We start from the raw sequence: 21978 nt of genomic DNA, 5'->3' as shown, positions 1-21978 counted from the left end.
CGACCCAAGAAAGCGAACGGTTGATCCGATTGCCGCTATATTATCAGATGTCTCAATCAGACGTGATGCACATTATCGATTCGATCTATCTTTTTTATGGCAATGGGGATCGGAGTAATATTTGGAACAAGTATCCTAACTTGGTTATCCGTTACCGCAGCGTATGTGAGGCAGACGCGGATGTTGACGACGACCCCCTATAAAAAAAACGGCGCGGTCTGCATCTCTCCCAGACCGTGCCGCTCCTCTCGCGCAAATGTCGCGATTTATGCCATGATCTTGCAAATGTCGTTCGTGAACGCAACCGGGTCCTGAATCGGCAGACCTTCGATCAGCAGCGCTTGGTTGTACAGCAGGTTGGTGTAGAGGTTCAGCTTCTCCTCGTCCTTGCCGAAGGCGGCCTTCAGAGACTGGAACACCTCGTGGTTGACGTTGATCTCGAGCACCTTCTCTGCCTGCACGTCTTGGCCGCTCGGCATCGCCTTCAGGATCTTCTCCATCTCGATCGTGACCTCGCCCTCCGTGGACAGGCAGACGGGATGGGTCTTGAGCCGCTTGGACGCCTTGACCTTCTTTACCTTGCCGGCCAAAAGGCTGTTCATCCGGTCGAACAGCTCCTGGTTCCCCGCTTCCTCGGCCGGGGTCTCCTTGTCCTGCTCGTCGGACTCGATGCCGAGATCGCCGCTCGAGACGGAACGGAATTCCTTCTCCTTGTAGGCCATGATCATCTTGATCGCGAATTCGTCGATGTCGTCGGTCAGGTAAAGGATCTCATAGCCCTTGTCCGCCACGAGCTCGGTTTGCGGCAGCTTCTCGATCCGGTCGATCGACTCGCCGGAGGCGTAGTAGATGTACTTCTGGCCTTCCGGCATGCGGGAGACGTACTCGTCCAGCGAAACCAGCTTCTTCTCCATGGAGGATGAGAACAGCAGCAGATCCTGCAGCGTGTCCTTGTTCATGCCGTAGTCGTTGTAGACGCCGAACTTCAGCTGTCGGTCGAACGACTTGTAGAACGCTTCGTATTTCTCCCGGTCGTTCTTGAGGAGGCTCAGCAATTCGCTCTTGATCTTGCTAGCGATATGCTTGGCGATCAGGCTGAGCTGCTTGTCGTGCTGGAGCATCTCCCGCGAGATGTTCAGGGAGAGGTTCTCCGAATCGACCATCCCTTTGACGAAGCCGAAGTAGTCGGGCAGCAGATCCGCGCACTTGTTCATGATCAGCACGCCGTTGCTGTACAGCTCGAGCCCCTTCTCGTACTCCTTCGTATAGTAGTCGAACGGCGTGCTCTCCGGGATGAAGAGGATCGCGTTGTAGACGACGGAGCCGTCCGCGCTGATATGGATATGCTTCACCGGCTTGTCGAAGCCGTACCGCTTCTCGTTGTAGAAGTTTTCGTAGTCCTCGGGCTTCAGCTCGCTTTTGTTTTTGCGCCAGATCGGGACCATGCTGTTGACCGTCTGCTCTTCGACGTAGTCCTCGAATTCGCCTTCTGCGCCTTCCTTCGGACGGCTGCTCGCGATGTCCATCTTGATCGGGTAGCGGATGAAGTCGGAATACTTCTTGATGATGGCGCGCAGGCGATACGGCTCGAGGAACTCGTCGTACTGGTCGTCTTCGGTGTTCTCTTTGATCTTCAGGACGATGTCGGTACCGACCGTCTCCTTGCTAGCCGGCTCGATGGTGTACCCGTCCGCGCCCGTGGACTCCCACTTGTACGCTTGATCGCTGCCTAGCGCCCGGCTCACGACGGTAACCGTATCCGCGACCATGAACGCCGAGTAGAAGCCGACGCCGAATTGGCCGATGATGTTGTGTCCGTCTTGCGCTTCGTTTTCCTTTTTGAACGCCAGGGAGCCGCTCTTGGCGATGACGCCGAGATGCTCTTCCAGGTCTTCGCGGGACATCCCGATCCCCGTGTCGGAAAGGGTGAGCGTACGATTCTCCTTGTCCGGCGTTACGCGGATGTAATATTGCGATTTGTCGAATACGAGTTGATCGTCGGTCAGCGCCCGGTAGTAGATCTTGTCGATCGCGTCGCTGGCATTGGAGATGAGTTCCCGGAGGAAAATCTCCTTCTGGGTATAAATGGAGTTGATCATCATCTCCAGCAATCGTTTCGATTCGGCTTTGAATTGCTGCTTCGCCATGAACGGACGGTCTCCTTTCGCTGTGAAGGGGAATAAGAAGGGCTTGGCATGCGCGCTTCGGCGCACCCTTCCATTTTAGCACTCCTTCCACCCGAGTGCTAAGAACATTTTTTATATATCACAACGGAAAAAGGACTGTCAATACGTTCGGAACGCAGCGCGGGTGGCAGAAACGCTAACCGAGCGCCAATGTACGTATGTAAACTACCTACATCCAGCGAAAATGCCGACCGAGCGCCAATGTGCGTATGTAAACTACCTACATCCAGCGGAAACGCCGACCAAGCGCTAATGTGCGTATGTAAACTACCTACATCCAGCGAAAATGCCTACCGAGCGCTAATGTGCGTATGTAAACTACTTACATCCAGCGAAAATGCCTACCGAGTGCCAATGTACGTATGTAAACTACCTACATCCAGCGGAAACGCCGACCGAGCGCTAATGTGCGTATGTAAACTACCTACATCCAGCGAAAATGCCGACCGAGCGCCTATGTGCGTATGTAAACTACCTACATTCAGCGAAAATGCCGACCGAGCGCCTATGTGCGTATGTAAACTTCCTACATTCTGCGAAAATGCCGACCGAGTTCCAATGTACGTATGTAAACTTCCTACATTCAGCGAAAAGGCCGACCAAGCGCCAATGTGCGTATGTAAACTACCTACATCCAGCGGAAACGCCGACCGAGCGCCAATGTGCCTCCACCGAGCCGTCTTCATGGCTAAAGAGGGAGCCGACAATCGACTCCCTCTTTGACAAATGAGGCCCTTATTTAGCGTCGCGAAGTGCAACCGAGCTCGGAATGCCTGCCACCCCTCAGGGCACACGCACGACGAACGGTACCGTAAACACTTCGCCCCGATGCTTGAACTGCCCCCAGATCTTGTAGACGCCGCTTTGCGGAAAGGTCGTCATGAACTCGGCCTTCGGACCTGAAGCCTGCTCTTCCATCGGATGCACGTGCAGATAATCCTTCGCGTCCTCCGTCAGAATGACCACGTGCCCGACAGCGCCGAGATACGGCTCGAGATCGGCGATCGGCTCCTTCGATTGCGCGTCCGAGATCGTATAGGTGAGCATCGTTTCCTCGCCGGCCTTCAGCCTGTCGAACGCCAGTTTGATTTCTTTGCCCTGGACGACCTTGGTTAGCGTCGCGTCCGGCTCGATCGGCACAGCCGGATCCGGCTCGCCCTCGATCTTTACCCACGTCGACTTGTTCATGGCGCTGCCGCCGGTCGGCACGAAGTCGGCAATGAGCTTGTACTCGCCGCCCGACGGGAAGTCGTTCTTTACTTCAAAAACGCCGTTGCCCAGGTAATCCGGGTGGATATGGTGAAAGTACGACAGGTCTTTGCTCACGACGATCAGGTGCTGCTTTTGTTCGTGCGTCACGTCGAATTGTTCGATCGGCTGACCGCCATTCGTCAGCTCGATCCGGATGGTCGTCTCTTGCTTCGCCTGCGCGGGCTGATCCCCACCGACCGTCCACTTGGCCGCGACGTCTTCGGTCGCGATCGCGCCCGGCGCATTATGCTCGCTTCCGTGCGCGTGGCCGGCGCTCGATTCGGCTGTATTTCCGTGTCCACCGTGCCCTGCATTCATCTCGTCATGTTCTCCCTTCGCACCGCAGGCGGATAGAATCGCCGCGGTCAGAATGAGAACAACTCCTGTTCGTTTCATGGAAAACCTCCAGCTTGTGGGTACGGGGATGCCGGCTTTAGACTAGCTCGTAGCCTTGCTCTTCGATCGCCGCCTGAATGTCGGCCATCGAAAGCTTGCTCTCGTCGTAAGCGACGTCGACCGTGCCGCCGGACAGATTGACCTTGCCGGACGCCCCCAGCTCGCGAAGCGCGCCTTCGATGGAGTTGACGCAGTGGCCGCAAGACATGCCTTCTACCTTCAGTGTTGTATTCGTCATGTTTGATCTCTCCTTTTCGTATTGGGGTGATCTCAAAACAAAGTATACCCCCGTACCCTATGTTTGTCAACCGTATTTTTACTGTACCCCATTACCCTATTATTGAACCGAAAAAAGAAGGATTCAGGGAATCCTTGTCGCGCAGTTTTACTTCATCAACTTGTTGATCGTCGTGAGCAGTTCGTCGATGACTTCGTTCTCGCCGTCCTGAATCCGCTCGATGACGCAGCTCTTCATATGATGCTCGAGCAGCAGCTTGCCTACGCCGTTCAGCGCAGACTGCACGGAGGAAATCTGATTCAGCACGTCGTCGCAGTAGGTATCCTTCTCGATCAACCCTTTGATGCCGCGAATTTGGCCTTCGATACGGTTCAACCGGCTGATGAGATTGCTTTTCGTCTTGTCGGAATGGTGGCTTTTGCGTTCGTCCGTGCCGCAGCCTTCGTGGACGGCCGCTTGGTCATGGGTTTCCATGCGAATCCCGCCTTTCTCTTTCAAGATAACTGTATACGACTATTTTACCATAGTCCCCCTACCTATGTCACCCGTGCACCGTACGAGCGCGAATCAGTAGGCGATGCCCACGCGCGCCCTCCCATACGTGTCGTCCGTCAACTGGCGATAGGCGAACGCCGCCGTGTCTCCGACCGAGATCTCGGAGCCCCCCACCGGCAGCAGGTCCCGTTCGACGCGATAGACGCCGGTCGCTTCCCCGTCCGGCAGGTAGGTGGGGCAAACGATCGTCCAGTTCAACGCGGACTCCCGCAGAAACTCGTAGACGCGGCGATGCTCCTCAGCGGCGCGCGTGAGCTTGCGCCTGGACTCGCCGGACTGGTAGCGCAGAAGCTCAGGCTCCGCGCGGCTCTGCAGAATGCCGGCCGTCCCGATCGTAACGAGCCTGCCGACGCCCGCCTTCTCCATCGCGGCCGTCAGCAGCGGCATCGCCGACGAAAGCGTCGTCGCGCCGTCCGTTCCCAAGGCGCTGACGACGGCATCCGGACGGACGTCCATCGCGCAGGCGATATCCGCCTCCCTCAGCGCATCGCCGGGGATGGCGGTCAGGCCCTCGCGCGGAGCACCCAGCTTGTCGGGCGAGCGGACGAGCGCGAACACCCGGTGCCCGTCCCGCAGCGCGAGCGCTGCCAGCCGTCCGCCGACGCGTCCGGTCGCGCCGAAAATCAAAAGGTTCAAGGCTCTCCCCTCCTCCCGCGTCGGCACGCGGCGTCTTTCCGGCTTCCATCCAGGTCCGCCGTTTTCTCTATCATAGAAGTCTGAACGGACGGAAGCAAGCGCGCCGTCTATCGACTTCCCCCCGCGGTGCTGAACGCCATCTTCGCGGCCAAGGACGCCTTCGCCGAACGGGGTGGGTATCCGTCTAAGCGCGATGCGCGTCAGGGGCCCGATAGGGTATAATGCAAGGAAAGGAGTTGGCATAACGGATGCGCGCGATCGACCAGTACCTGCGAAACGAGAAAGAAAAGCGGCGGGCCGCCCTGGCGGACGAGCTGGCCGCCCGATTTGCGGAACGGGCCGCCCGGCACGACCGGGAAGGATCGTTTCCCTTCGAAAACTTCGACGACCTGCGGGAGGCCGGCTTCATGAAGCTGACCGTTCCCCGGGCCTTCGGCGGCGACGAGATCTCGCTGTACGAGATGGTACAGGTCCAGGAGCGGCTGGCGTACGGTGACGGCTCCACCGCCCTGGGCTTCGGTTGGCACATCGGGCAGATGCTTCATCTGCGTACTTCCCGCAAATGGCCCGAAGGGCTGTTCGCCGACCTGTGCCGCGACGTCGTGGCCGAAGGCGCGATGATCAACTCGTTCGCCAGCGAGGCGAAATCGGGCAGCCCGAGCCGCGGCGGCAAGCCGGAGACGACGGCCGTCGCGGCAGACGGCGGCTGGCGGATCACCGGGCGCAAGACGTTCAGCACGCTCTCGCCGATCCTCGATCGCTTCGTCGTCTCCGCCTACCTTCCGGAGGAGGACACGACGGCCGACTTTCTCGTCGCCCGCTCGGACCGGGTCTTGGTCGAGGAGACGTGGGATACGATCGGCATGCGGGGAACCGGCAGCCACGACGTCGTCCTGGACGGCGCCTGGACCGGGAGCGGCATGCGCCTCGCGGGCAAAGGCGAAGACGACGGCGGCGGCTGGCTGCTCCATATCCCCGCCTGCTACCTCGGCATCGCGATGGCGGCGCGCGACTTTGCGCTCGACTATGCCCGCAGCTACCGCCCGAACCATCTCGGGGAGCCGATCGCCGCTCTCCCCGCCGTCCGGCAATCGTTCGGCGAAATCGAGATCGAGCTGCGGACCGCCCGCACGCTCCTGTACACGGCTGCGGACCGCTGGGACCGCGAGATCGCGGACCGTCCGGCGCTGAAGCCCGAGCTCGGGCTCGCCAAGCACGTCGCCACCAACGGCGCGATCCGGATCGTCGATCTGGCTATGCGCATCGTCGGCGGCGCCAGCCTGTCGCGCCGGCTTCCGCTGGAACGCTACTACCGCGACGTCCGCGCCGGCCTGCACAACCCGCCCATGGACAGCGCCGTCCTGCAGATGCTGGCGTCCGCCGCGCTGGACGAGCGAGCCTGAGGATACCGGACGTCTAGAAGGCGTCCCGGAAAGCGACGGTCGGCGCGACCGGATCGGCGTGGATGAAGTATTCATGCTTGCCGAAGCGGCTCAGCGCCTCCCGGTCGGGCAGCCATACCCACTCGTCCATCTCCGTCTGGCAGCGATGCGCGCGGAAGGCGGCGAGCTTGGCCTTCAGATAGGCGGACACGTCGATCTTGACGATGTCGTGGCGGGTATAGCCGTACCGCTCCGGCCGCGACATCGCGTCGCCGAAGGTGATGTAGTACAGCGACGCCGTCCGCTCGGCGCGCCGGCACGCGGCCGTCGTCGCCTTGCCGATCGCGCAGTGGTCCGGATGCCCGCCCATGATCTCATGGAACGTGAGGACGACGTCGGGGTCGATCTCGCCGAGGAGGGATTCGATCCGCGCCGTCAACTGCTCCTCGTCCGCGAACTCTACCGTCTTGTCGCGGATGCCGAACAGAATCAGGCGACCGATCCCGAGAATGTCGCAAGCCTCCCTCAGCTCCCGCTCCCGTGCATCCGCCATCGTCTCGCGGTTCAGATACGGCGGATTGCCCATCCGCCGCCCCATTTCGCCCCTCGTCGCGCTGACGAGCGTAATCTCGTACCCTTCCGCCGCATACTTCGCCAGCGTCCCCCCGCAGATGAACGACTCGTCGTCCGGGTGCGCGAACACCGCCAGCAGCTTGCGCGCCTCGCCTTGCTGTTGTTCGTTCATTCTGCAAACGGCTCCTTCCCCAGATGCAGGGCGACGTTCATCCGTCCCCTGTCGTCATAGCCCGCCAGCAGCAGACGTCCTGATCCGTCGACCTCCGCGTGCGTGAGCGCCTCCATGCGCAGCCAGCCCCGGTCTTCGAACCGCAGGGCGACGCGATACGGCCCTTCCCCTTTTACATGCGCTTCGGTGACTTTTACTTTAAAATTGCGTACGAATACGAACGAAGTCGCCTCGCTGTGCACGTAAACCTCCGCGCCGACGAACTTCCGAAGCTCCGCTTCCGTATGCTGCCTGTCGATTGGGATCATGGCGACCTTCCTTTGCCTCCATTATAGGATTGCCTCTCCCCCGATTGTACCATAACCCGGCTGCTCCGCCTTTTGAGCATATCCCTCTTTACGAATAGGAACATATGTTCTATAATGGAAGAAAATTGCTTGCCAAGAGGTGGATTTCATTGGTACGGAGACTTCCTACGCCTTACAGCTATTCGCAAGCCGTCGCGGCCGGAGATTATGTCTTTCTCGGTCTGCAGCGGGGATTTGGCGCCACCTTCACCGAGCAGCTCCGGAGCGCGCTCGACGGATTGACGGACACGCTGGCGAGGATCGGGACGTCGCCGGATCAAGTCGTCAAGCTTCACGTCTATCTCAAGCACATCCGCGATCTGCCCGAGATGGAGAAGACGATGGCCTCCTACTTCTCGGACGGCGCGTATCCGGCCCGGATGACCACGACGACCGAATTCATCGACTCCGACTGCCTGCTCATGATGGACGGCGTCGCCTATACGGGAATTGCTTAAACGATAGAGAGTCGATATCGATCGGACGCATGCGCGCATGCGTCCGTTTTCCGCTGCCGTCCCGGTAGTCTCCGGCCTGCCTCCGACTGCATTTTTCCCGCCAAAAGCCGATAAAGAGAATAGACTTCCGAAACGCGAACAGACGGGATGAGACTAACACATGGACAAAGCGTGGATGAAAGAAGCAAGCTTCCTGATCGTGGACGACCAAGCGTTCAATATCAGCCTGCTCGAGCGGATCCTGCACCGCAACGGGTATGTCAATCTGCGCAGCACGACGGATCCCGCGAGCTTCGAGCGCCTCTATCACGAGGTCCGGCCGGATCTGATCCTGCTGGATTTGCATATGCCGGGCATCGACGGCTTGACGCTTTTGAAACGGCTAAGGGAATGGATCCCCGACAGCAACTTTTTGCCGGTCCTCGTGCTCACGGCCGACGTCTCGCCGGAGAAGAGGCAGGAAGCCCTCCACCTGGGGGCGAACGACTTCTTGACCAAGCCGCTCGACAAGGCGGAGGTCGCCCTGCGCATTCAGACGCTGCTGAAAACGAGGTTTCTCCATTTGCAGCTGCAGGATCAAAACCAGTGGCTGGAGCGGCGGGTGCAGGACCGGACGTCGGAGCTGGAGCTGGCCAAGCAAGAGATTCTGCAACTCCTCGCGCGAACGGCGGAATACCGCGACGACGAGACGGGGCAGCATACGCAGCGTGTCGGAGAGCTCGCGAGGCGGATCGCGGCGGAGCTGGGACTGCAGCACGAGGAGATCGACCTGATCGCCCGGGCGACGCCGCTGCACGATATCGGCAAGATCGGCATCTCCGACGATATTCTCTTGAAGCCGGGGCGATTCACGCCGGAAGAGTTCGAGCAGATGAAGCGGCATACGACGATCGGGGCGAGCATCCTCGAAGGGACCGTCTTTCCCGTTCTGCAGCTCGCCGGGACGATCGCGCTGTCCCATCACGAGAAGTGGAACGGCACCGGCTATCCGAACGGCCTGAGCGGAGAAGACATCCCGCTGGCCGGACGAATCGTCGCGCTGGCGGACTTTTACGATGCGCTCACGCACGAACGTCCTTACAAGCAAGCCTGGTCGCACGAGCAAGCGATCGAAGAGATCCGTCGGCAGAAGGGCGTGCACTTCGACCCCCATGTGGTCGAAGCGTTTCTGCGCGTCGTCTGACGCGCCGACCCGTTTCTCCGCTATTGCTCTCCAATGAAAGAGGGACGCCTATTTTAGAGAATGTCTCCCAGAACGCGAAACGAGCCTTAGAAGCGACTCTAGAGGCTCGTTTTTCTTTGAATATTCAGTTCAACTCAACAAGGGGGACTGGATTTCCAGTCTTTCTTATCGCTGCGAAAACCTGTATGCCTTCGGAGTCAGGCCGAATCGTTTCTTGAAGGTAGCGGAAAAATACGACGGATTATCGAATCCGACCATCGTCGCGATTTCCTGCGTTTTGATTTCGGATTTCGCGAGCAGCTCTCTGGCCTTTTCCATTCTGATTTTGGTGATCGCTTCCGTGACGGTTTCTCCTGTTTCCTTGTGGAAAAGCCGGCTTAAATAACTGCTGTTCACGTAGACGGCATCCGCGATCGTCTGCAGTTGCATTTCCTGATGGTAGTTCTTGTGAATAAATGCCAACGATTCCGCTACAATCGCATTGCTTTCCGATGCGTTCCTGAAGCGTGAGGAATTCTTCACTTCTTCCATCAGCGCTTGCGCCACATCCGCAATCGTATCGCACGACAGGAACCGGTCATGAATGCCGCTGGCCGATTCATGTGACCGCTTCCATAACAGCAGACACAATTGGATCGCCGCCAGCTTGTACTTTTCCACAGCGTGCTGAAATATTTTTTTGACTTCAAAGCCGACGCGGATCTCTTCAAGAGCGCTATCCAAGCGGTTGTCCTGCACGAGTCCGAAGATTCTCTCGCAAAACGCATCTGCCATTTGCTGGTAGGATTCCGCTCGCGCGCGCATGTCGCTTCTGAAAAATACGACGTCATTCTCCGCTTCGAAACCAAGCGAGATTGCCGCTAAAGCTTCTTGGTAAGCCGTATGGATTTCGGTGATGCCCTGATGGTTGCCGCTGATTCCCGCCGAGATCCGGAGGCCGAACAGCGTGTTCGCGGATTGGATCAAATCTTGGCAGACAAAAGCGATTCGCAGTTCATCGGCTTGAATCAGAACGCCGATTTTATCGCTGCCGAGTGCAAACGAATAGGAGTAGAACGATTGAAAGGCGGTGTAAATCAAATTCCCGACGGATTTCAGTTGCGATTGGTCCGATTGGCTTCGAAGGGAATGGATGTCGAACAAACCCAGGGAGAACGATTGAACGTCGATACCGTACTCGACGCTTTTATCGAGAATCGTTGTCGGATCCGACAAAATGCCATAAACCGTGTCCTGAAAAAACTTTTCCCGAACGAGCGCAAACTGGCTTCTCGTTCTGTTTTCTTTGTCCAGCATGCCTATGGCCTTATGGATAGCTTGAATGATCTGCTCGTTCGTCGTCGGTTTTAGGAGAAAGTCGACGACGCCGTATCGAATCGCTTTCTGCGCGTATTCGAAATCGGCATACCCCGTCAACATGATGATTTTCATATGCGGATAACGTTCGTAAAGGAATTTCGAAAGCTCCAATCCGTCCATGCCCGACATTTTGATATCCGTGATTACGATGTCCGGCAGAAGGACATCGATCTGATCTTTGGCCGCCAGGCCGTCACCCGCTTGCCCCGCAATCTCGCAACCGCATTGTTTCCAGTCGATGAAATGGGTAAGACCCGAACGAATGATCGGCTCGTCATCCACGATGAACACCCGGAACATAGGTGCGCCCCTCCCCTGTTATTGGCCCGGTCCCGTTCTCCGGAACAATTGCCGTGTCCTCGGGAATCCGAACCGTTACTTTCGTGCCTTCTCCGATCCTGCTGTCAATGCTTATCCCATAAGGGTTTCCGTATAACATTTGAATTCTGCGGTTCACGTTCTCCAGGGCGATATGGTTGTGCGCCCCGCCGCGTCCAGTCGGAACGGAATCGAAGCCGACGCCATTATCTTCGATCAAGAATAGGATATCTCCTCCCTCGCGGCGAATTTCCACGAGCAATTGCCAATCGCCTACCTTCCGCTCTAAGCCGTGTACGATCGCGTTCTCTACGATGGGCTGGATGCTTAATTTGGGCAGCAGCAGATCGCGGATCGAATCGTCTCCGATCTTGATGTCAACCTGCAGCCGTTCTCCGAAGCGCTTTCTTTGCAGGAGAATATAAAACTCGATATATTTCAATTCCTCGCTGATCGCCGTTTTCTGTTGGCCGTTCCCGACCAAACCGGATCTCAGCATGTAACCGAGCGAAGTGACCATCTCATGGATTTCGACCTGGTTGCTCATTCTCGCATACCAACTGATCGTTTCCAACACATTAAACAAAAAATGCGGGTTGATTTGCGCGTACAGGGATTTCAGTTCCGACTCCTGGAGCAGCAGCTTTTTCTCGTAAACGTCCGTAATCAAATATTCCATTTCCTCCGACATCTTATTAAACACCATGGCGAGCTTATTCAATTCCACCTCTGTATAAGCGGGCATCCTCGTCGAATAATCTCCTCTCCGGATCAGCTCGATGCGCTTTAACAAGTCGATGATCGGCCGGGTTACTTTGGAGGAAATAAAGTATCCGACAAGCAGGAAGAAGAACAAGATGCCGAGAGCGATCGGAATAAACTTGCCGAACGATTCGGATAAATGGGATAACGCCTGGTTTTGCGGGATGAGTATGAGCGACGTCCAATTGTATCGCTTGATTTCCTTGGCGGCGACGAAATAGGAAACATCGTTTAGTCTCACTGAGCTGAATAGGGAGGTGTGAAGAAACCGGATCAACCCGGGGTCCGCCGTGTGTCCCAGCAGACTTGTATTCCCGCTGGACAAAATCGAGCCGTCCCCGTCGATCAGAAAAACCTGCGAATTGTCATAATGAACGATGCTATCGTAGAGGGCATTCATTTTGGTTTCGTTGATGCCGAAAATGATTTTTCCCTTATAGCTGTAGTCCAGAAAGCTTCTAATGTTTTTTACGAAATACAGGATCGGGTCATCAGGTGTCGGGTTTACGATCTGCGTTTGCTCCGGCTCGTTGTCAATCGACTTATACACCGCAATGTTCCGGCGAACCTGCACATCCATATTTCCGTATTTTCGCAGAACCGAGTAGTCGTTACCGTAATCGTCGATGATGAACACCGAATCGAGGATGTTCTTCTCCCACAAGTAATGGTTGGACAACAAGTAAATCATTTGCCGCTCGATTTCCGTTTTCCTGCCCCATTTCTCGTAGGGACTGGTCGGCGGCTGGTCTTCAAGGTTGGTGTTGATCACCGGATTGGATATAAAGGAAATCATGGCGGAGTCGATCATCTCGAGCTGCGCCTCCAAGTTATCGTTCGTTTGCTCCAGCATGCGGGTGAGATTGTCGTTCGCATTGTTCCTCAATATTGTATGGATCGACTGGTAAAAATAAATTCCGATGATGGATAAGGAAAAAAATACGAGAAGCAGCGTCATGGAAATGACTTTAAAACGAATGCTCTTGACGGAACCGGAGGTAAAAAGCCGCGCCACATTCAACACATCCATATCATATGATGTAATACATAATTACATATATGTTCCGCAAATGCATAGGGTTGAAGTAAAAATATTGATCGAACGTAAAAATTCTCATAGAAATACGCGGAAGAAACGTAAGCCAACCACAATAATATGGAGATTTTCCGCCACTGAAGTCAAATTTTTGATTGGTATATGTAGAAATATTGCATTAACAACCTCTGCACGCTTCATTATACTGATTAAGCGAAACAAATCAAAGGAGGAATGGATGCTTTGAAAAACATTTCAAAGTACGTCATTATTTCTGTCATCTGCGCTTTGCTAATCGCCGGCTGTTCAAGCAAAAGCAACATCCAGACAAGCTCCGGCAACGCCGGGGGCGGAAAACAAGTTACTTTGAACGTGCTGAACTATCATGTCGGCGAAGATTACGCCGCTCCCTTCTTCAAAAAACTGTTCGATGAATTCCCAAACTCCGATTTGGGCAAAGGTGTCAAATTCAATTTGCAGGAAATTCCGACAACGGATGCCTATGCGCAAAAAATCAAAGTTCTGTTCGCCACAGGCGATCTTCCTGATATCGTTCTGACCACCGGGAACTACATCCTTGATTTGGCCGTCAAATCGGGCAAAATCGCGGATCTTACGCCCTACTTCGATGCCGATCCGGCATGGAAATCTTCGTTCGATCCCGATGCGCTGGAACGAAACAGCATCAACGGCAAAATCTATGCCGTGCCTAACCAGAAGGAAATCGCCATGATCTACTTCAACAAAGCGCTGTTCAAAAAAGCGGGCATCGAGCCGCCGGAAACCTCCTTCGCGTCCTGGGACGAATTTTTCGCCGCATGCGAAAAGCTCAAGGCGGCCGGCATTACGCCGATATCGCTGGACACGAATGACTTCGCTTGGCTGTCCTCGATGTTTCTCGGCGCCATGATCGGCACCGCGAACGAAGCGGGCAATCAATTTATGAACACGATGAAACCTATGAACTTCAACACCCCCGAGGTTGTAGACGCTTTAAAAAACTTGAAAACGATGCTTACCCAGTACACGACGAAAGACGCCGTCGGCGGCAAATACGATCCGATGGCCGCCCACTTCTTGATGGGCGAAGTTGCCATGATCGCCAACGGTCCGTGGATGGTGCCGGATTTCAGCAACAAGGAGAAGGCCACCCCGGGTCTGCCGGATCAGATCGGCGTTATGCTCTTCCCGAAAGACGGGATGGTCAGCGTGCCGGGAACCGGCGACATGGTAGCCTCCGGAGACAAAAACAAAATAGACGCCGCCGTCAATTTCTTGAAATACGAGACTACACTCGACAACCAGATTACGTCTTTGAAGATGACCGGAATCATCCCCGTCTCTCCCCAAGCGGTCGTCCCGGACGACTTCAACAAGGAGAATCCCATCGTCGGCCGAATGCTGGAATTGTCGACCAAAGCCAAGTATCTATTCGGAGAAAACCAGGCCAACTGGTATCAGAATACGCTGGATACCTTGAGCCGACAGTTGCCGGAATTGGCCTTCGACAAGATTACGCCGGAGGAGCTCGCCAAGCAACTCGAAGAAGTCGCGCAAAAAAATAAGTGATCCAGACAAGCAAGAGCGTATCGGGCTGTCGCTCCATGCGCTCTTCTTCCGAATGGAGGTATGATTGTGGCGAAGAGGTTATGGGTCCTGTTGTTCGTCACCCCCTGTTTGCTTATGTTTATCGTCTTCATCGGCATTCCGCTCGTCAACGTAACCTGGACTTCTTTCGCCGATTACACGACATTCTCTCCGCCGATACTGTCCGGATTGGGGAACTACAGAGAGCTGCTTCATGACCGCAGCTTTTGGCAGGCCTTTCGAAATACATTGTTATGGGTGCTCATGCAATGCACCGTCGGGGTATCCGTCGGCTGCATCGTGGCTCTGCTGCTCTTCCGGAAACCGTTCGGCTGGAAATTTTTCCGGGCCGTCTATATGATTCCCAGCATCATTCCGACCGTCGCGACGGGCATCATGTTCTATTTGCTGCTTAATCCGGAGCTAGGCATCATTAAGCCGCTGCAGCATCTTGCGGGCCCCCATAGTCCTGCAATCAACCCGTTCGGCAACAGCTCCTATGCTTTTTGGGCATTGACGCTGACTTGGTTGTTCTACTCCGCCATCAGCACGATCATTATCATGGCCGAACTTGGAACCATTTCCGATGCTTTGCTCGAAGCCGCGAAAATCGACGGAGCCACCCGATTTCAGATCGATCTGCACATTCTGCTCCCTCTGCTGCGCAACATTTTAGGCACCTGCGTGATTCTGGCGGCCGTCGGCATGATCACCCAGTTTGACACGATCTACGTCACGACCAGAGGCGGTCCAGGATCGTCGACGCTAAATCTTTCTGTGTTTTTGTATAATACCGCGACGCTCGACAACAACTACGGACTCGCTAACGCGATCAGCGTTGTCCAAATTCTCGTAGGTCTGATATTGGTTTTTTTGATCGGGAGGGCGTTCAAGTTGGGTGATTCCAATGAATAGGAGCGACACAATGAACCGCAGCCCGGCTCCGGTTTTCCATTATGCAGTGCTGATCGTCATCGCACTCATTTCGTTGGGGCCTATTTTATGGGTGCTGGTCGGCTCTTTCAAGACGCGCAGCGAAATTTACTCGTCGGCTTTCTCGCTCCCGCGCAGCTTCGGATTCGCCAATTACACGGATGCTTTCCGACTGGTCCCGATCGGAAAATACTTTATGAACAGTCTAATCGTATGTACGGCGAACACCTTGCTGAACATTCTGGTCGTGGCCGCTTTCGCCTACATTTTGGCGCGGTTCGATTTTCGGACGAAGAAGCTGCTCGTGGCCGCGATCGCCTCGGTCATGCTGCTACCTTCCCAATCTTTGGCCGTTCCGATCTTTACGCTGCTTAGATCATTCCATCTTCTCGATACAAAAACCGGCTTAATTCTGATTTATGCGGCATTCGGCATTCCCGTTTCTTTCTTCATTCTGCGAAGCTACTATTTGAGCATTCCCAGGTCACTGGAAGAAGCGGCTAGCATAGACGGCGCCGGCTTCCTGACAACGTTTCTTAAAATAATCGTTCCTCTGTCTTTGCCGGGATTGGTTACGGCGGCCATTCTGCAATTTCTCAGCACGTGGAACGAGTTTTTCTTCGCGCTCGTTCTGACGAGCGGCGACCAGGCGAGAACGGTTCCGATTGCCCTCAGCTACTATTTAGGCACGTTTTCGAACAATTACCCGGCTTTGTTCGCGGCGGTTATACTGACGATCTTGCCTCCTATCGCCATCTTTGTCTTCTCGCAGGAAAAAGTCGTGGAAAGTCTGACCGCCGGTGCAGTCAAAGGATGACCCATCCCTAAAGAAATCGGAGTGAGCCCCATGAATCCAGTGAAAATCGCGCTGATCGGCGCCGGGCAGAGAGGCCATGTCTACACCAAGTACGCGTTGACCCATCCTCAGGAAGCGAAAGTCGTGGCGGTGGCCGAAGCCGACCCGGCCCGCAGGCGGGAATTTCGCGATTTGCACAGTATCGAAGACGGCAATACATTCGCAGACTGGCGCGATATGTTGGCTGCGCCGAAGACAGCGGACGCCATCCTGATCTGTCTGCAGGACAGGATGCATTATGAGCCGACCATCCAAGCGCTGGAAGCCGGATATCACGTCCTGCTGGAAAAACCGATGTCGACCGATCCGCTGGAATGCTTGCTAATGGGAGCGAAAGCGGCAGAAATCGGCACGCATTTCGATATTTGCCACGTGCTCCGGTACTCTCCTTTTTTCGCGACATTGAAAAAGCTGCTGGCAGAAGGAACAATCGGCCGACTTATGAGCATCCAGCATAACGAAAATGTCGCATACTGGCACCAAGCGCACAGCTATGTCCGCGGCAATTGGCGCCGAAGCGACGAGTCCAGCCCGATGATTCTGGCCAAATCCTGCCACGACATGGACATTTTGCTGTGGCTTGCCGGATCAGACTGCGTCCGGGTGTCTTCCTTCGGTTCGCTTTCCCATTTCCGTTCCGACAATGCGCCGGAAGGCGCGCCGCTTCGCTGCCTGGACGGTTGTCCGGCGCAGAACACGTGTCTGTATTATGCGCCGAACACTTATTTGACGAACAACACCGATTGGCCGACGTCCGTTATCTCCAACGACATGAGCTACGAAGCGAGAGCCGCAGCCCTGATGACCGGGCCGTACGGACGCTGCGTCTACCATTGCGACAATGACGTAGTGGATCATCAAGTGGTCAATCTCGAGTTCGCCAACGAAGTGACGGCTGCGTTCACCATGAGCGCTTTTACGAACGAGAACCACCGCACGATCAAATTGATGGGGACGCGGGGCGAAATTCGCGGAGCGATGGATAAGAACGAGATTGAAATCATCCGCTTCGGAAGAAGCGAGAAGGAACTCATCACGCTTGAAGGAATTGAAGGGCATATCGGCCATGGCGGCGGAGATTCGCTTACGATCGCGAATTTCATCAGCTCGATAAGCGACGGCAGCGGCGAAAGAAGAACATCCGCCCAGGCTTCCGTCCAAAGTCACCTCATGGCCTTCGCGGCAGAGCAGTCTCGGCTTACGCACCAAGTCATCGACATGAACCGGTATACCAACGAATTGACGCTGTTAGGGAGGGATACGCGATGACCGTCGAAATTCGACTCGTCCGGCAAGAAGAGATGAAATCCGCAATCGATGCGGCCGATGCCATTTTTCGCGCTCCGGGGATGTCCTCGATGGGAACGGCGTTTCCGTTTATTTTCTCGGAAGCCGTTTCGCATTCGCATGGCTTGTTCGAGAACTCCAAGCTCCTCGCGTTCATGGGCCTTGTCCCTGCCAATGTACGTATAGGGAGCGCCAGCTTAACCGTCTTTTCCCTCGGATCGGTATATTGCATGGAGGAGGCCCGCAATCGCGGCTACTCAAGCCGGGTGCTGGACGAAATCCAGGCATACGGACGTACAGCCGGCGCCTCCCTGCTGCTCGTCTCGGGTGACGGCCCGCTGTACGCCCGGTCCGGATGTTTGAAATTCGGGGAAGTTTACCGTTTCGCGCTCGATCGCGCTTTTGCCGAATCATGGAGGAATCGTCTCTCGGATATTCAAGTAACCGAAGCGATTCACCGGGATACGCCGCTTCTCCATCGTCTGGCTTCCGCACGCCGGTTCGCTTACGAAATGAGCCTATGGGATTTCTCTGCGCTGATCCGTACGGAAGCGAATATCAGCAGCCGGAAAATGACCCAGCGCGTCTATGTCGCCAACAGAAACGGCAATCCCGCCGCTTTCGCCGTCGTGGCGTTGCCCGGACCCTCGTCGCAAGGAGCTTCTCCTGTCATCGTAGAATGGGCCGGCGAGATCGGGGCGTTTCTTCAAATCGCGTCCAACGTCATGCTTGGCGCCGGTCTGGAACAGCTGACGCTTACGGCGGAAGGGTATGAAAAGGAATTGCTCCAAGCCTTGCGCGATGTTCCCATGGAAAAAAGACGGAATCAAGGAACGGTATATGTGTTCGATGCGGAAACTTTATTTGTGCAGTTGAAGCCCTACTTCGAGGAGATCGATCCGATCGCCGGCCGGCATTTGAGCGTGAAGAACGGCGAAAACGGGAGAGCGATCATATCGCTGCCCACTCTTCATGACGTCGAACTCAGCCGCGAGGCTTTCGTGTCGCTTCTATTCGACCCCCAGCCCGATCTGCCGCTGTCCGCGGAATGGAGCCAAGCTGCGGCCAAATGGTTCCCGCTCCCGTTCCCCTATACGGACAGTTTAAACTTCGTTTAATCAGGGCGCCCGGACAAACGTCCGAGGGTTTCTCCGGATCATGCCTCTCCCCTAACTTCGGATAAATGATAGAGCACTGCTGCGGTGCTCTATTTTGTTGCAATGATTCTGATCAGCTTTGTCGGCAGCTCGTTTAAATCGGTAATGTCCAGGAACTTGTCGCTGCCTTATATACGTCCGAAGACGTCTTTGTCATGGCCGATAAATGTCTCTTTGATTCGTTACTTCGGTAACTCCCCGTCCGCGTCCGGCTGCCCGCCGGCCTCCAAAGCTTCGATCATCTCCGGGATTCGCACCGCCTGCCCGCCGTTCAGCCGCGAACGCTCCGCCGCGAAAGCCATCAAGTGGCTCTGCAGGGACGCGCTCGCCGAGGTCAGGCCGGCGGCAGCGCTTCGCTCGAACTCGCGCACATGCTTCACGAACGCCCCGACCATCACCTCGTCGCCGCCGCCGTGACCGTCTCCGGCGACGCCGCACCGGACTTCGACCCGCTCGCCGGTCGAGAACCGGTACAGCGTGAACGTCCCTTCCTCCATATCCCCGGTGATCTCCCCGCGCGTACCCATGATCTGCACCCGCCGCGAGCCGCCCTCGGTGAAGCCCGACATCGTAAAGGTCGCGCTCGCGCCGCTGGCGAAGCTCAGGCTCACGACCTGATGATCGACCACGTCGTTGTCGCATCGGTATACGCAGCGGCCGAAAGATCCTTCGCGCAGCGCCTTGTCGATCCCTTCCGGGCTCAGGTCGCCGGTGATGTACCGGGCCCAGGGATGATCCGGCGGCTGCCGGTACAGCCTCAGCGCCGAAAACGGGCAGTCCCGCTCGACCGCGCAGCCGTCGATGCAGCGGTCCGTCGCGCCTTCCGGCGCGTGCTCCGCCCGGAAATGCAGCAGGGAGCCGAACGAGCTCACGCTGATGCAAGGCTCGTCCATCAGCCAGGAAAGGATGTCGAGGTCGTGGCACGACTTGGCCAGGATCATCGGACTCGTCTCCGCGCTCTTGCGCCAATTGCCCCTGACGTAGCTGTGGGTCATATGCCGGTAGCCGACGTTTTCGGTCAGTTGGATCCCCGCGATCTTCCCGATCTCGCCCGCCTCGATCGTTCGCTTGATCCCGGCCCAAAACGGCGAGTACCGCAGCACATGGCTGACGACGAGCAGCCGGCCGCCCGCCGACGACGCCTGTGACAGCCGGACGCACTCGGTCGGATCCGGCGACATCGGCTTCTCGAGCAGCACGTGGTAGCCGAGCGCGAGCGCCTTCATCGTCGGCGCGTAATGCATCCGGTCCAGCGTGCTCACGATCATCGCGTCGGCGATGCGTCCCTGCTCGAATACCCGCTCCCACGAGGCAAAGGCGTTGTCCTCGCCGATGCCGTGCTTCTCGGCGAACTGTCTCCGCCGCATCTCGTCCGGCTCCGCCACGGCGACGATACGCAGATCGTTCGGATATTTCTCCGCGTAAGGCCCGTAAATGTATCTTCCTCTGCTGCCGGCGCCGAGCAGCACCGCTGTTATTGGCTTCAATCTCGCTCTCTCCCATCTTTCGTTCGGTGTCACTCCCGATTGTACGGACGCCGCCGGACGATCGATAGAGATCGTTGCTTACATTCCGTATACATCTGTTTACTTTCGTTTGTCGCGGAACTCCTCGTTTTCCCCCGGCCTCGCCGGTTGCGGCTGCAAGCGACGCGTCCGATACTCCTGCGGCGTCAGTCCGTTTTGCTTTTTAAAGAACCGGATAAACGCCAGCGCCGAACCGTACCCCAGCGCGACGGCGACGTCGCCGACCTTCGGCGAGCCGCCTGCCAGCATCTCCTTCGCTTTGATGTTCCGGTATTCGTTGATGTAGTCCGACAGGCCGATCCCGGTCATCTGTTTGTACAGTCTCGAAAAGTAAGACGGATTCAGTCCGACGTGATCGGCGATCGCGTTCAGCGAGATGTCCTTCGCGACATGCGCCTCGATAAACCGGTGCGCCTGCTGCACGATCTCGGCGGGAAGCTCGGCGCCCCGGGCGGCGTTCCAGTCGAATATGCAGATCGCCGTCTGCAGGAAATAATCCCGCAGCGAGATCCACAGATCCGGCTCGCTGAAGCGGATGAGCGGCGTCAGGTCGTGTACGGCGACCAAATGCTCCCGAAGCGCCGGACTCTTGTTGATATAGGCGAGGAAGATCGCCGAGAGCGCATGGAACAGCTCGATCTTGCGCTCGAACGACGGCTGGTCCTCCGCCCATAGTTCCGACAACGCCAGATACTGCTGGCAAAACTCCTCGCGGCGGCCGTTCTCGAGGCATTTGCCGATCAACTGAACGCGGTGATGGAGAATGTCGTCGCCGCGCGGTCCGCCCGCCTCGTCTCCCTCCGCGGCGCGCCGTTCGTCGGCATCGATCAGGATGATCTCGCCGGACAGCCCCATCCCGTAGGCGAATCGGAGTTTGAGCGCATGGAAACGGCCGGACACGCCGCTCCAGTCGACCGGCTCGCTCCCCATGGCAAAGGAGACCGGCAGCTTCAGCAGCTCTTTGCACGTCTGTTGGATCGTCTCCAGCATGCAGCTGGCGTACGTTTGCGATTGCCGCCAGAGACGTTCGCAGGAGTCTTCACCCTCCCCTTCCGGCTGCAAGAACCACACAAGCTTGGTCTGCTCGTAGACGAAGGAATAACATCGCACGAGCGGGGCGAGAACCTCCTCCGCGATATTTTGCACGGCGTAGAGGAACAGCGCCTTGTCCGGAGGCGTCGTCGTCTCCGTCCAGGCGTCGATCCGCCCCAGCAGCAGCAGAACGGGCCGATCCGCGCGCAATGGCAGGTCGAGCTCCCGAAAATGCCGCTGCAGCCCGTCTTCCGAGATCGAATGCCCTTGCAGAATCCCGGTCGCATATTCCTTTTGCAGCGAAGGCATCGCCCGGCGCATCCGCTCGTTCGCCCTCCGGATCAGCTGCTGCTGGACGCGTTCTTCCTCAAACCGTTCGATCGCCCGCTCGACGGAGCCGACGATCTTCTCGTCGCTCTCGATCTTCAGAATATATTCGAAGCCGCCGTACTTCACGGCGCTCTGCACGTAGTGAAAATCGTTGTGACCGGTCAGGAAAATGACCTTGCAAGCGGGCCATTGCGCCCGAATCTCCCGCAGCAGCTCGATGCCCTGCAGTCCCGGCATCTGAATGTCGGACACGACGATATCTACGCGCGTCTGCCCTAGCACCGCCAGCGCCTCCTCCCCGGAATACGCTTTCAAAAGCTCGAGCTGCAGATGGTTCTGCGCCTCGAACAGCTCCGTCAGACCATCTACGATGATCGGCAGATCGTCTACGATCAGCATGGTGTACATAGCACGCCTC

20 protein-coding genes and 1 pseudogene are annotated in these 21978 nt (G+C 56.6%); 8 read left to right on the top strand and 13 right to left on the bottom strand.

Going from position 1 to position 21978, the window contains the following annotated elements:
* Window positions 1–266 precede the first annotated feature (266 nt).
* The 6 genes from htpG to LKX83_RS19540 all read right to left on the bottom strand — a co-directional run bounded on the left by htpG (window position 267) and on the right by LKX83_RS19540 (window position 5262).
* Window positions 267–2147 carry a molecular chaperone HtpG gene (htpG, locus tag LKX83_RS19565; protein ID WP_227884051.1) on the bottom strand — a complete coding sequence of 627 codons (1881 nt, stop codon included), beginning with the start codon at window positions 2145–2147 and terminating at the stop codon, window positions 267–269.
* A 380-nt stretch (window positions 2148–2527) separates the two neighbouring features.
* On the bottom strand, window positions 2528–2893 hold the full coding sequence (locus tag LKX83_RS19560; protein ID WP_227884049.1) for a hypothetical protein: 366 nt from the start codon (window positions 2891–2893) through the stop codon (window positions 2528–2530).
* A gap of 76 nt (window positions 2894–2969) precedes the next feature.
* Window positions 2970–3833 (bottom strand): hypothetical protein, encoded by an 864-nt coding sequence (locus LKX83_RS19555; RefSeq protein WP_227884048.1) that lies wholly within the window; start codon window positions 3831–3833, stop codon window positions 2970–2972.
* 37 nt (window positions 3834–3870) lie between these two features.
* Window positions 3871–4071, bottom strand: a complete 201-nt coding sequence (locus LKX83_RS19550; RefSeq protein ID WP_227884045.1) for a cation transporter — start codon at window positions 4069–4071, stop codon at window positions 3871–3873.
* Window positions 4072–4218: 147 nt separating this feature from the next.
* Window positions 4219–4545, bottom strand: coding sequence for a metal-sensitive transcriptional regulator (locus tag LKX83_RS19545; protein ID WP_227884043.1), 327 nt, complete (start codon window positions 4543–4545; stop codon window positions 4219–4221).
* A 93-nt stretch (window positions 4546–4638) separates the two neighbouring features.
* A complete protein-coding gene (locus LKX83_RS19540) occupies window positions 4639–5262 on the bottom strand; it encodes an NAD(P)-dependent oxidoreductase (RefSeq protein ID WP_227884041.1) in 624 nt (207 codons plus the stop codon).
* A 248-nt stretch (window positions 5263–5510) separates the two neighbouring features.
* Here LKX83_RS19540 and LKX83_RS19535 point away from each other — a divergent pair, with 248 nt between their 5' ends.
* Window positions 5511–6665, top strand: a complete 1155-nt coding sequence (locus LKX83_RS19535; RefSeq protein WP_227884039.1) for an acyl-CoA dehydrogenase family protein — start codon at window positions 5511–5513, stop codon at window positions 6663–6665.
* A 13-nt stretch (window positions 6666–6678) separates the two neighbouring features.
* Here LKX83_RS19535 and LKX83_RS19530 read toward each other — a convergent pair whose 3' ends face one another.
* Together LKX83_RS19530 and LKX83_RS19525 are read right to left on the bottom strand one after the other, a co-directional pair.
* Window positions 6679–7389, bottom strand: a complete 711-nt coding sequence (locus tag LKX83_RS19530; protein WP_227884038.1) for a PIG-L family deacetylase — start codon at window positions 7387–7389, stop codon at window positions 6679–6681.
* The gene (locus LKX83_RS19525; protein WP_227884036.1) at window positions 7386–7697 is read right to left on the bottom strand and encodes a DUF1806 family protein; all 312 of its coding nucleotides are present in this window, start codon (window positions 7695–7697) and stop codon (window positions 7386–7388) included. The genes LKX83_RS19530 and LKX83_RS19525 overlap by 4 nt, the downstream gene beginning before the upstream one ends.
* Before the next feature lie 149 nt (window positions 7698–7846).
* On the opposite strand from LKX83_RS19525, the gene LKX83_RS19520 reads away from it, so the two are divergent.
* Together LKX83_RS19520 and LKX83_RS19515 are read left to right on the top strand one after the other, a co-directional pair.
* On the top strand, window positions 7847–8194 hold the full coding sequence (locus tag LKX83_RS19520; RefSeq protein ID WP_227884033.1) for a RidA family protein: 348 nt from the start codon (window positions 7847–7849) through the stop codon (window positions 8192–8194).
* 160 nt (window positions 8195–8354) lie between these two features.
* Window positions 8355–9377 carry an HD domain-containing phosphohydrolase gene (locus LKX83_RS19515; protein ID WP_227884031.1) on the top strand — a complete coding sequence of 341 codons (1023 nt, stop codon included), beginning with the start codon at window positions 8355–8357 and terminating at the stop codon, window positions 9375–9377.
* Window positions 9378–9542: 165 nt separating this feature from the next.
* Here the strand turns inward: LKX83_RS19515 and LKX83_RS19510 are convergent, their stop codons facing one another.
* From LKX83_RS19510 to LKX83_RS19500, 3 genes and pseudogenes are all read right to left on the bottom strand, one after another.
* On the bottom strand, window positions 9543–10673 hold the full coding sequence (locus LKX83_RS19510; protein WP_227884140.1) for a helix-turn-helix domain-containing protein: 1131 nt from the start codon (window positions 10671–10673) through the stop codon (window positions 9543–9545).
* A gap of 75 nt (window positions 10674–10748) precedes the next feature.
* Window positions 10749–11036: pseudogene (locus LKX83_RS34445) on the bottom strand (response regulator); the annotation flags it as partial.
* Window positions 11011–12831 carry a cache domain-containing sensor histidine kinase gene (locus tag LKX83_RS19500; protein ID WP_227884029.1) on the bottom strand — a complete coding sequence of 607 codons (1821 nt, stop codon included), beginning with the start codon at window positions 12829–12831 and terminating at the stop codon, window positions 11011–11013. The gene LKX83_RS19500 and the pseudogene LKX83_RS34445, both read right to left, overlap by 26 nt.
* Before the next feature lie 264 nt (window positions 12832–13095).
* Between LKX83_RS19500 and LKX83_RS19495 the strand changes: the two genes are divergently transcribed.
* The 5 genes from LKX83_RS19495 to LKX83_RS19475 all read left to right on the top strand — a co-directional run bounded on the left by LKX83_RS19495 (window position 13096) and on the right by LKX83_RS19475 (window position 18633).
* The gene (locus tag LKX83_RS19495; protein ID WP_227884028.1) at window positions 13096–14421 is read left to right on the top strand and encodes an ABC transporter substrate-binding protein; all 1326 of its coding nucleotides are present in this window, start codon (window positions 13096–13098) and stop codon (window positions 14419–14421) included.
* 66 nt (window positions 14422–14487) lie between these two features.
* Window positions 14488–15354, top strand: coding sequence for a carbohydrate ABC transporter permease (locus tag LKX83_RS19490; RefSeq protein WP_227884025.1), 867 nt, complete (start codon window positions 14488–14490; stop codon window positions 15352–15354).
* Between the two features lie 10 nt (window positions 15355–15364).
* Entirely contained in the window at window positions 15365–16189 is an 825-nt protein-coding gene (locus LKX83_RS19485) for a carbohydrate ABC transporter permease (RefSeq protein WP_227884024.1), read from the top strand.
* A 30-nt stretch (window positions 16190–16219) separates the two neighbouring features.
* Complete coding sequence (locus tag LKX83_RS19480) at window positions 16220–17497, top strand: Gfo/Idh/MocA family protein (RefSeq protein WP_227884022.1); 1278 nt, start codon at window positions 16220–16222, stop codon at window positions 17495–17497.
* The gene (locus tag LKX83_RS19475; RefSeq protein ID WP_227884020.1) at window positions 17494–18633 is read left to right on the top strand and encodes a GNAT family N-acetyltransferase; all 1140 of its coding nucleotides are present in this window, start codon (window positions 17494–17496) and stop codon (window positions 18631–18633) included. Before LKX83_RS19480 ends, LKX83_RS19475 begins: the two co-directional genes overlap by 4 nt.
* A gap of 221 nt (window positions 18634–18854) precedes the next feature.
* Here the strand turns inward: LKX83_RS19475 and LKX83_RS19470 are convergent, their stop codons facing one another.
* Together LKX83_RS19470 and LKX83_RS19465 are read right to left on the bottom strand one after the other, a co-directional pair.
* The gene (locus LKX83_RS19470) at window positions 18855–20159 is read right to left on the bottom strand and encodes a Gfo/Idh/MocA family protein (protein WP_227884015.1); all 1305 of its coding nucleotides are present in this window, start codon (window positions 20157–20159) and stop codon (window positions 18855–18857) included.
* A 99-nt stretch (window positions 20160–20258) separates the two neighbouring features.
* Window positions 20259–21968: a response regulator gene (locus LKX83_RS19465; protein ID WP_227884013.1), complete on the bottom strand. Its 1710-nt coding sequence runs from the start codon at window positions 21966–21968 to the stop codon at window positions 20259–20261.
* Between the last annotated feature and the right edge of the window lie 10 nt (window positions 21969–21978).

Source organism: Cohnella baijiui, from assembly GCF_020731285.1.
In the GTDB taxonomy this organism is placed as follows: Bacteria; Bacillota; Bacilli; order Paenibacillales; family Paenibacillaceae; genus Cohnella.
This window is presented reverse-complemented; position numbering and strand designations above follow the sequence as displayed.